This window comes from Pantoea sp. SGAir0183 (assembly GCF_043545505.1).
On sequence record NZ_CP028065.1, the window covers coordinates 1 to 7,852 of the forward strand.

General features: G+C 48.5%; 9 protein-coding genes and 1 pseudogene. 8 read left to right on the plus strand and 2 right to left on the minus strand.

Features of this window, described 5'->3' with window-relative positions; translation table 11 throughout:
* The 8 genes from C1N59_RS22710 to C1N59_RS22745 all read left to right on the plus strand — a co-directional run.
* Nucleotides 1-214 (plus strand): hypothetical protein (locus C1N59_RS22710; RefSeq protein ID WP_394551404.1); only part of this gene is annotated, 214 nt, incomplete at its 5' end.
* A gap of 17 nt (nt 215-231) precedes the next feature.
* Entirely contained in the window at nt 232-489 is a 258-nt protein-coding gene (locus C1N59_RS22715; protein ID WP_394551406.1) for a hypothetical protein, read from the plus strand.
* Between the two features lie 309 nt (nt 490-798).
* Entirely contained in the window at nt 799-1,398 is a 600-nt protein-coding gene (locus C1N59_RS22720) for a hypothetical protein (protein ID WP_394551408.1), read from the plus strand.
* Nucleotides 1,395-2,177, plus strand: coding sequence for a JmjC domain-containing protein (locus C1N59_RS22725; protein ID WP_394551410.1), 783 nt, complete (start codon nt 1,395-1,397; stop codon nt 2,175-2,177). The genes C1N59_RS22720 and C1N59_RS22725 overlap by 4 nt, the downstream gene beginning before the upstream one ends.
* A 145-nt stretch (nt 2,178-2,322) precedes the next feature.
* Entirely contained in the window at nt 2,323-3,225 is a 903-nt protein-coding gene (locus C1N59_RS22730) for a GNAT family N-acetyltransferase (RefSeq protein WP_205954694.1), read from the plus strand.
* Nucleotides 3,218-4,462: an MFS transporter gene (locus tag C1N59_RS22735; protein ID WP_394551413.1), complete on the plus strand. Its 1,245-nt coding sequence runs from the start codon at nt 3,218-3,220 to the stop codon at nt 4,460-4,462. Before C1N59_RS22730 ends, C1N59_RS22735 begins: the two co-directional genes overlap by 8 nt.
* A gap of 477 nt (nt 4,463-4,939) precedes the next feature.
* Nucleotides 4,940-6,085, plus strand: a complete 1,146-nt coding sequence (locus C1N59_RS22740; protein ID WP_394551415.1) for an AAA family ATPase — start codon at nt 4,940-4,942, stop codon at nt 6,083-6,085.
* Complete coding sequence (locus C1N59_RS22745) at nt 6,073-6,510, plus strand: hypothetical protein (protein ID WP_394551417.1); 438 nt, start codon at nt 6,073-6,075, stop codon at nt 6,508-6,510. Before C1N59_RS22740 ends, C1N59_RS22745 begins: the two co-directional genes overlap by 13 nt.
* 110 nt (nt 6,511-6,620) lie before the next feature.
* Here C1N59_RS22745 and C1N59_RS22750 read toward each other — a convergent pair whose 3' ends face one another.
* Together C1N59_RS22750 and vapB are read right to left on the minus strand one after the other, a co-directional pair.
* Entirely contained in the window at nt 6,621-7,037 is a 417-nt protein-coding gene (locus tag C1N59_RS22750; RefSeq protein WP_205954691.1) for a type II toxin-antitoxin system VapC family toxin, read from the minus strand.
* A pseudogene (gene vapB, locus C1N59_RS22755) lies at nt 7,034-7,263 on the minus strand (type II toxin-antitoxin system VapB family antitoxin). Before vapB ends, C1N59_RS22750 begins: the two are co-directional and overlap by 4 nt.
* Nucleotides 7,264-7,852 lie beyond the last annotated feature (589 nt).

Consider the following 7,852-nt stretch of genomic DNA (forward strand, 5'->3'; position numbering starts at 1 on the left):
TGATCCTGATGTTTTTCCGCACGTCACGACGCCATTGGATGAGGGGATGAACGAGGAAAATATAACGGATGTTCTGAGCCTGATTAAGAATTCATGCCTTTCCGTCGTGGGTGCCGATATCATGGAATTCACCTGTGGTTTTGATAAGAAAGGAAATCCGTTTAACCATGAAATGACCTTGCTGGATAAAATAATTTCTCTCATTATCAGCTGATAAATCAGGAGGTAAAGATGTGTGTAAGCATGTTAACCGGTCACCTGACAGAATTTAACATCAATGAATTCTACCATCAGTCGGGAGTTCTGACGGATCCTGGCGCGCTGCTTGCCGATATAGAGCATATTATCCGTAAAAGAAGAAGTATTTCAGAAAGCCTGCTCAATGCCCGTGTGTTTATTAATAATGGCACCCGTGATGACTTTGGTTACAGTGTGTCAAATCATCCCCTCGCGAAGACGAGAGCCTCAGTGAATGGCTTGCGCGAATAACCGGCGCCTCCAGCTTTTGTGCCGTTATTAACGGGCTTAACGGATGGTCCGACTCTCTGGCACAGAAGATTAACCGGGATTTCAATAAAGAATGGGTTGAGAAATACGGTATTCCGAGCCAGGGGATTGATGTTTACAGCTTTATGGGCGATACAGCCTGACACCATTTGGTATTCACAAAGATCAGGAGCATACATTTCTTTACCACCTCGGCCCCGGAATCAAAAAAGCATGGGTGTGGGATCCGGCCATAAAAGACATTGCGCCGGTGGTGAAGTCTGACTCCTTTAATCTGAAGGAAACCCTCTCATGGGCGACGGAGGTCACTCTGCGCCCGGGGATGCACTGTTTATTCCTCAGAACTGGTATCATGTTCTGGAAAATCCCGAATTTTCCGTCACGCTGGGTATTGCTCCTTATGAAATGAAAAGATCACAATTACTGACGTCTTTTTTGTCAGATTTCCTGGCTGTCCATAATACCGAGGATCCGTATATCACTCTGCCTCTGAGGGCCGAGGCTGACGTTAAGGATGTTATTACAGCCGTTATCCCTCCTGACTCTGGAAAAAACAGCCTTGATGGTATTGCATACAAAGGTCTGGCACGGCTATTAAACCGGCTTAAAAGTAACAGTTATTTCAAATATACTTCACCCGACCGAATGACCGGTAAAAGGACTTATCAATATCATGGTGACATCGTCTTCGGGGAAACGGAAGGCGGCTCAACGCGGATATACCTCCGTGGAAAAGATTTTTTAGTCAGAAATGAAGTGGCGGACAAGCTGTTTGATCTTAAAAATGAGATGGCCAGACCTGGCTTCAGTTATGAATTCCGTGATACTGACGCGGAAGGTGTTTTCAATAAGGTTATCACGCAACTGATCCGCACCGGAGTGCTGGTATGATTACCTTTCCTGTGAATGAGCTGACGGCTCTGCTGACAGACACTGAACCTTTTAAAAAGGACTACGTATTGTCAGAGGGAAATGCCTCCTTCTCGGAGGCTGTATTTAATTACTCACTTCACCATCTTTTTCGCGGGATCCGCCATCCTGAAAAAGACATCAAATTGCTCTGCTGTGGTGATGTCTACTATCCTGCCAGTGAGACGTGTACTGACGGAATACTGGGATTTTACACGATGGCCCTTATGCTGCTTCGTAAGCGGACCATCGTATTCAACCACCTCGAGAAAAGGATGCCGGAATACTTTTCTCTGTACACTTATCTGGCTGATAAAAAAGGGATCCTTTCACACTACAATATTTACTGGTCGCCCGCTGACAGCACCGGTGCCGGTGCCCACACTGATGACCATGATGTGGTCATCGTGCAGCTCGCGGGTAAGAAAAAATGGAGGTTTGAACACGAAGACATCACGCTAAAAGCAGGCGATATTCTCTTCGTCCGTAAAGGGACGCTTCATGACCCGGTAACGGAAGACGGACACCAGTCGCTGCACCTGACGGTGGGCCTCGTTTACGGGGTGTCCTCTTTCCCTGCTTTCCCCGAACCCGCGTCTGCAGGAGATCACCCTGGCGATGTCTCAGCGGTGACATTTTTCCGGAGTATGGGCAATCTGCTCGGGGGGCTGAACCGGCACTGCATACGGGGCAGGATGTTTTATTGGATGAGGAGGATTCTTACATCCGGTTCACTTACAGGGAAAATGTCCTTGAATTAACGAAAGAAGTCTTTCATCACATCTTTGAACGCCGGAGCCTCAGCAGTTTCTCTTCACGCCCCGGAGCTGACAGAAAAGACGTCATCAACCTCATTCTTTCTTTCTATAAAACAGGCATCCCCGTGGAAATAAAAGGAACAAGTTAATGCTTGATTACATGGTTGAGCAGTTCAGCAGGCTGCCTGTTGACTCCGGGTTACTCAGGAACGGCATGAAAGACTATATTGATGAACAGCTGCTCTGGTGTGAGGACAGCAATTTTTCATCAAACTTTCCTTTCCTTGAGACCGGCCTGCCTCAGGATTTTTTTCTTCAGAAAATCGTTTCCTGCGACGGTAATGACTACCTCACCGGACCACGATACAGAGGCGGCGATTTGAAGAAGCCGTTCATTGATCTGGTCGCCAGCTCTGCTCCTCTGACCCGGCGGGCAATGGCCTCAATACTGGACGTATGGCATCCCATGGGCGCACTTTCAGTCCGCCTTCTCCGGCCCGTGTCTGAGGATACGCGTGGTTGTGCCGATCAGTTTTTCTATGTCGGCGAAAGCATGCATGAAAGAAATGAAGCGGTTATCAGCGGCCAGACTGTCAGCATTGAGCGTGCCTGCCCACAGTCAGCTGAGTGGTGCCTTCAGGCTCTGGAACTTGCCTATGCAGGGACGTATTCCCGCTATCCTTTCCTTAAAGATAAGGTGTTTCCTGCAGATGAAGAAGACATTCGCGACGCCATTAAAGATGGAAGCCTGTTCATCATAGTTTATGAAGGGACGCATGCCGGTTTTATCATCTGTGAGAACGGACGCAGGGCGTTTATATCAGGACTGTGGATCACCGAAGAGATCGTTATTCCGCGCTTTCGCGGAAAGCACGTTGCGGGTTCTGCACAACAGGCCTTACTTTCTTTTCTCAGCACGCCCCGCACACCGGCATCGCTATGGGGAACTATTGAAAGCAGTAACCATCCTTCAATACGCGCCGCTGAGCGTGCCGGGAGAAAGCGGGTGATGGAGTATGCTTTTCTGGGTAGGGAAGATGTGCATGATTAAGAGCTTCCGGCAGCTTACGCTGTGTCTTTTCATACTGTTGTCCACACTCGGCTTCTGCCTTTATCTGGGTTTTTTTTCCTTTTATCTGGTTAAAATCAAAACCGACCCCCTTTTTATTTCAGTACTGATAGGTTCAACTGCGCTCTCAAGCCTGGCGTGGGGGCCTCTGGCCGGGCGGCTCATCGACAGGAGCCGTCACCGGTTCTTCTGGCTGATGACTGCGCAGGTGTGTTGTGGCTTTCTGGTTTTCGCTTTCGGAAACCAGTCGCATTTCAGTCTCGTAGTCACACCTGTACTGGTTATATCCCTTTCTCTCACCATAAATTTTGCGACGATTATCGTTAATCAGTATCTGCTGCCTGAACTTCACAGGGATTATGAAACGAGTGTGGCCGTGGCGTCATATATCAGCGGGATCGCCGTTTTCGTCACCGGACTGGTGCTTGCCGCCCTTTATGACCGCTATTCACCCTCCCTGTTTTTCAGTGTGGCCGCCGGCTGTTTCCTCCTTTCGGCCCTTACTCTTCTTCCCCTGATCCGCGGTAAGAGCTGCGCCGGTCCGGAGGAGGCTGTCCCTGATACGGAAAAAAAAGATTTCTCCGGTATCTATCGTCAGGCTTTCCGGTGCCTGAAACGAAACTGGTTTCTTGCGCTGGCTATGTGCGTGATGGCGTTTACGGAGACGTCGTTTAATACCAATTTTGACGTGATTGCATTTTCATTAGGTACCACACCTTTCGCTGCTGTTTTTATTCTGGGCGCGATCAGCGGCGTTCTTGACAGCCTGGCTTCGTGGTTTTATCCCCGCTCGGTGGGGAAAACTACGGTTAACTTCCGGTGGCGTTTTTTTCTGTGCACCTTTTTAGTTATTTTTTCGGGAGCGGTCTTACTTACTTTCTGGGACTACGACAAAAAGCCGTGGTTTCTTCCCTCTCTTGCCCTCTGTCTTGAACTCACGGGAGTATGGTGGTCAATTTTTATTGCCGGTCAGGTCAGGGCTGCAAGTCATGAAGGTGAATATGGCCAGACCATGGCCGCATTCCGCGTTCCGCGTTCAGTGGTGACATTCTTCGGGATGACCACTATAGGTACAGCGTTGCAGTCCGGTGAAATTGCCTGGGTTTTATCTGCTGATACCGTCCTGCTTTTTCTTCTGCTTGCCCTTAATATTTATCTTTACTTGAAAAAAAATGCAGCCCGTTGCGAAATGGAGAATTCCGCTGCGCCGATGGATTAAAGCCGGGAAGGCCCTGCACCGGGATGACCGGGCCTTTACACTGTGCAGAGCCCGTCAACGGGCTGACAGGGAGAATTCATTGAGCACAGGAGTACTGATTCTTTTCTGCCGGGATCGGTGTTATCGGTGTGCAATATCACGGGCGGTTTTCGTATGTAAACGCTGGTTCCCTGCTCCCTTTCCGTCGACGACTAACGGGTTGTTATCGGTACCAAAGCTCACCGCTCAGTTCCTTATATTAAGGCTTCATCAAAATGGCGCGCCTGATGGGGAAGTCTTGGTTCATCCAGTCCCTTAAACTGAATGAATTCCTTTAGTTCATCTCTGTTAAACCCCGCAGATGCAAATTGAGTGAAATTCTGATCAACCAATGCAACCGAACTAGGACCTTTCATTTGGATGTCGGAATTTTTTCATAAAATGGTGTAATCTGCTTAAGTTTAATCTGTCTGTTAACATACGAAGGAATCGTTCAGAATGTCTGCTAGGCAAAATATCCCAGCGCAATTACGCTTGAAGGAAATACATATTCAGAGCCTAAAAGGTATTTCTGATTGTACTATAACATTTCCGGCTGATAAAAAAGTCACTGCCATCATGGGCATGAACGGCTCTGGGAAGTCGACGATCATCCATGCTCTTGCCTGCTGCTATAAACCGCATAACGCAACCTCTAAAGAAAACAACCGATTTTCTGATTTCTTTACTCCTCACGATGATAATAACTGGCGTGACAGTGGCTTTACAGCATCTTTTTTGGCAGGAACTCTTAGCAATCAGGGGAACAGGATTATGTTTGTTCCCACACTGCCACCTAATGACACATTTACCCAGCTATATTCTAAAGTTAGCCGCTGGCAGCCTGTATATGCACGTCGGCCCGTCAAGGAGTCCTTATATCTCGGGCTACAGACGCTCGGAACGTTATCAGATGACCTCGCTGCGTCCCGTCATGCGAAATATGCAAGCCAAGTGTTTGGCCCCGCACAGCTCAAACAAAAAATACTGGATTCAATGTGTCGTGTTCTGGAGGCCAATTACTCTGATTTGATGATCTGTACCACGCAGAAAGGATTCACTTTTTATAAGTTTACAAAAAATGGAATCTCCTATACTGAGCATACTATGGGGGCGGGAGAAAAGCGTGTATTTGAAGTGCTTAAAGCCGCGCATGATCCTTCCATTCTCCCAAATGGACTTCTTCTGATTGACGAGCTTGATGTCCTTCTCCATGAGAAGGCCTTTAAAAAACTTGTTAGTGAATTAATCGAAATAGCAGAGAATTCTCTTCTTGAAATCGTTTTTTCAACACATCGAGAATCCATCGTTCATTTTAAGAGAACGATCAATATTGTTAGTATTTTTAATATGGGCACAGGGATTCAAGCCTTTCCTGGAGTATCAGCTGATGCGCTGCGTCAGTTGACCGACATTCAGCCCGAAATGGTCAGTGTTTTTGTTGAAGATGAACTAGCACGGACGGCTATCAATGTGCTTCTGGAACGAGAGGCGTTGACTGATAAGGTCGATGTTCAAATTTTCGGTGCTTCGGAAAACTCTGCAGTTGTACTTGCAGGGCTTTTGCTTTCCGGCAAAGACCTTGGAAGGTTATGTGCCTGCTAGACGGTGATGTGCATCGTACAGTACAGGAAAAACTGAAAATCATACAGAAGTGCCTGACAGGGACGGATAGTGTAAAAAAACAACAACGCCGTGATGTATTGGGCAGGATGTTTGAGTTTAGCCTTCAGGTGCTTACCCAAAAAGGATCGCCGGAATATAATCATAAATGCTGGTTCGAGTCGATTGATCCTGCATTAATTTCGGCGGAAGAGTCTGCTGAATACCTCAAGCTAAGGCAGTTTTCCATGTCAATTAACGGGCTTGTTGACTGGCATGATTACTATGACAGGCTCAATCATTTGGCGCGAAAAACTAACATAGAGCATACCGTCCTGAGCTATATCAGTAAATATTCCCCGGCTTGGGGTAACTATGTTTTAGCGTTTCGTCAGGAAATTATTGACCGGGCTGCCGAACTAGGATGAGGGTGTGCAGGTCACGGAGTTTGACAGGCTCTACACCCTTAAAGACAAAATACCCGGCACGCCGAGATAACCTGCCGGGTCATTCAGGATATTACCCTCAAGAGAGGAGCTTACTTCACCCAGTCTTCCAAAGTCAGGCCCGGTACCCGCTCAAACTCCCGTGTATTATTCGTCACCAGCAGGGCGCCGGCCGCAATGGCGTGCCCGGCAATCGCTGTGTCATTCGGCCCAATCGGCGTCCCGGCCAGACGCAGCGCGACCTTAATCTCAGTGGTGGCGTCCACCGCGGCACGGTCCCAGGGCAGGACGGCATCGAGCCTGGCGCAGAACTCCTCGACCAGCTGCACGTGACGCGGCGAGGCCTTCGGGCCGGTGGCGCCGAAGCGCATTTCAGAATAAGTAATGGCCGAGACCACGATGCGGTGGCTGCGCAACACCGCCTGCTCCAGGCGCTTCAGTACGGCTTCCGGTTGCTCGCGCATGATGAACGAGCAGATACAGGTGTCCAGCATATACGTTTTGTTCACAGGTCAAATCGTCCTTCGTCAGTGACAACGTCCTCTCGCTCTGCCATAAAGTCCGGATCGGCTTTTTCGAGCTCCAGAAATGAGCCCCAGGTCGGCCGGACGGGGCGCAGGATGATGCTGTCTCCTTCCCGGACGATCTCCAGCTCGCTCACCCCCTCAAAATCCAGATCGCGGGAAGGCGGATGGCGCGATTATTGCCATTTTTGAAAATAGATACGGTTCTCATAATTAACTCCCGAATATTTGGGATATGCGCGGCATATCTGATGTGAGGTTTTTGCACCGGATGCGGGCATATGTCCAGTATAGGCAGATGTTGTACATATGTATATATATAACATATGCAGATGATGAGTATATGCGTATGCCACACCTATGCAGATGCCTGACATATGGATATGTAAAACCTATACACTGTTCTCTCTTTTTCCGCTGAGATCCGAAAAAAGGTGGAACCGGATCTTTACCCCGTCAGCGGCGGTTTTCTGCTCAGTACACCACATGTTGTGTCTCACTCAGCTGGACATGACACAACATACGGGATGCATCAGCGTAAAGCCGCCCGGAAAACCCCGCTTCCGCCCGCCCCGCCGCCGTGCTACCCTTCCGCTTACTGCCGGAATCGGAAAAAGTCGGATCCGGTGGTGAGCGGCTTCCGGTAATTGCGGTGAAGGAATATAAGCAGGCTATTTTTCATATTGGTGAATATGTCATGTGTTATCTGTTCAGGCGTGACCGTTATGCCGAAGTCAGTCACTCAGATAAATTAAATGATTTATGATAATCACCTGGTGAATTTTCATGCGAGGACAAGT

Excerpts from the sequence above, each read along its gene's own strand:
- C1N59_RS22725 (WP_394551410.1), top strand. The coding sequence starts at position 1,395 with ATGATTACCTTTCCTGTGAATGAGCTGACGGCTCTGCTGACAGACACT.
- C1N59_RS22715 (WP_394551406.1), top strand. The coding sequence starts at position 232 with ATGTGTGTAAGCATGTTAACCGGTCACCTGACAGAATTTAACATCAAT.
- C1N59_RS22745 (WP_394551417.1), top strand. The coding sequence starts at position 6,073 with ATGTGCCTGCTAGACGGTGATGTGCATCGTACAGTACAGGAAAAACTG.
- C1N59_RS22730 (WP_205954694.1), top strand. The coding sequence starts at position 2,323 with ATGCTTGATTACATGGTTGAGCAGTTCAGCAGGCTGCCTGTTGACTCC.
- C1N59_RS22720 (WP_394551408.1), top strand. The coding sequence starts at position 799 with ATGGGCGACGGAGGTCACTCTGCGCCCGGGGATGCACTGTTTATTCCT.
- C1N59_RS22735 (WP_394551413.1), top strand. The coding sequence starts at position 3,218 with ATGATTAAGAGCTTCCGGCAGCTTACGCTGTGTCTTTTCATACTGTTG.
- C1N59_RS22740 (WP_394551415.1), top strand. The coding sequence starts at position 4,940 with ATGTCTGCTAGGCAAAATATCCCAGCGCAATTACGCTTGAAGGAAATA.